Here is a 2,061-nt window from a genome sequence, read left to right as displayed (position 1 = left end):
ACAGTACACAATACTAAACGTTTAGTTTACTATATAATTATCAGTAAAAATCCCTAAAAAATGGAGGTATGCACATTGGATAAGGAAAACATTGTATATAGTAGGGTCTGGTTCATTACTGGAGCTTCAAAAGGATTTGGACGTGCATTAGTTGAGGCAGCACTTGAACAAGGTGATATGGTAGTAGCTACAGCACGTAAACCAGAAATTTTAGCACAATCTTTTCAAGATAATAATCATTTATTAATCCTGCCTTTAGACGTAACGAATTCTTATCAGATCCAAGAATCAGTCGAAAAAGCCATTGAAAAATTTGGGCATATTGATATTTTAGTCAATAATGCCGGGTATGGACTGTTAGGCGCAGTGGAAGAAGCGAACCTGGAGGAAGTAAAACAAGTATTTTCTACTAATGTTTTTGGTTTGCATGCTGTAACACAAGCTGTCTTACCCCATCTTCGATCCCAAAGGTCCGGTCATATTATCAATATCTCTTCAGTTGGTGGATTTTCAGGTTCTATAGGATGGGGAATCTACAACTCCACTAAATTTGCAGTGGAAGGATTATCGGAAGCGTTATCGTTAGAAGTGAAACCTTTAGGTATTCACGTTACCATTGTCGAACCAGGAATGTTTCGTACCGATTTTCTTGCAAGTTCTATGCGTTCTGTTAATACAGTTATTAAAGATTATACAAATACTTCAGGACAAACACGAGAAAAGGCTAATGAAAGTAGCGGTAATCAGCCTGGTGATCCTAAAAAGGCAGCTTCAGCTATCTTGAAGGTTGTTGCAGCTGATGATCCACCACTAAGACTTGTTTTGGGGCCTGATTCCCTAAAACGAATAAAAACAAAACTTGAACAAGTCAAAACAGATTTAAATAATTGGCAAACTGTCACATTAAGCACAAATATAGAGGATGAACAAATTGGTTAATTACGAGGTAAAACAGTCAAATTCTGAGCATAAGCGAGGGAGACCCCGCAGCAATAAAGTAAGTGAGCGCATTCTGAAAGCTACTATCGAACTTTTGTTTGAAGAAGGACTTCGGAAAACAACTGTTGATGAGATTTCTGCCCGTGCTGAGGTTAGCAAAGCAACTATTTATAAGTGGTGGCCAAACAAGAATGTAGTTTCAATAGATGCTTTTCTATTTAAAATGGAAGCAGAGGTTAAAATACCTGATACTGGATCTGTACGTGAAGATTTTTTACAACAGTTACTTTCAGTTATGCGATTTTATAAAAGTCCTATTGGTAAGGTGTTTACCCAACTCATTGCTGAAAGTCAATACGATCCTCATATAGCTACCATATTTCGTGAACGGTTCCTAGTCAGTCGACAAAATGCTGTGCAAGTTATGTTGCAGCGGGGATTTGATCGCAACGAGATTCGAAACGATATAGACTCTAAAATTATCATTGATTTAATTTATGGGCCTATGATATATCGACTTCTTACAGGACATGCACCTTTGGACGACAACCTTGCAAAATCGATTGTTGATGTGGTGATAAAAGGGATAAGAGTATAATCTTTATATCTTGATAGAACACACCGTTCGATGCTTCGAGCGGTGTGTATTTTATTTTGTTACCATTCATTAACAATTAATTAAGATTTTCTGAACAAATATCTCTTCGCGTACAGCAAAAGGGGTTGATTGTGACAATAATGTGTCTAAACGTACAGAATTCCCGGAATGATATGGTGAGGCCTAATGGGTCACTTGCAATCCGTTGACTCATCCAAATACAAATAGTAGCTAAGTCTGATCCAGAAAACTTGCGTTTTCGCTTTACAAACCCAAGATTTCTTGCAAGTTCTTCTAAAAATACAGGTGAAACATATCGTTGTAATTCTTCCGCAAATGGTTGTAGTTCATCTTGAATCGAGAGATTCATAAGAAAACGTCATCCTTACTAATCTAGCATTTTTTAGAAAGAATAACGTTTTTTTCGTTTTATCTTGATGACAATGGGCGGTACCCCTTTGAGAGCAAGAATATTATCAAGAATTGACTGTTGTTTATTTATGCCATATAATTCATATATGAAA

2 protein-coding genes and 1 pseudogene are annotated in these 2,061 nt (G+C 36.7%); 2 read left to right on the top strand and 1 reads right to left on the bottom strand.

What is annotated here, in order from left to right:
- The first annotated feature begins 60 nt into the window (after positions 1 to 60).
- Both AB3X48_RS21535 and AB3X48_RS21530 read left to right on the top strand, forming a co-directional pair.
- A complete protein-coding gene (locus AB3X48_RS21535) occupies positions 61 to 939 on the top strand; it encodes an oxidoreductase (RefSeq protein WP_234814252.1) in 879 nt (292 codons plus the stop codon).
- Entirely contained in the window at positions 932 to 1,537 is a 606-nt protein-coding gene (locus AB3X48_RS21530) for a TetR/AcrR family transcriptional regulator (RefSeq protein WP_088099318.1), read from the top strand. The genes AB3X48_RS21535 and AB3X48_RS21530 overlap by 8 nt, the downstream gene beginning before the upstream one ends.
- 184 nt (positions 1,538 to 1,721) lie before the next feature.
- Here AB3X48_RS21530 and AB3X48_RS21525 read toward each other — a convergent pair.
- A pseudogene (locus AB3X48_RS21525) lies at positions 1,722 to 1,907 on the bottom strand (IS4 family transposase); the annotation flags it as partial.
- Positions 1,908 to 2,061 lie beyond the last annotated feature (154 nt).

Origin of the sequence: Bacillus sp. S4 (assembly GCF_040838205.1) — a bacterium.
Lineage (GTDB): Bacteria > Bacillota > Bacilli > Bacillales > Bacillaceae_G > Bacillus_A > Bacillus_A cereus_U.
Note: the sequence above shows the minus strand (reverse complement) of the source record. Positions and strands in the feature narration are given on the sequence as shown.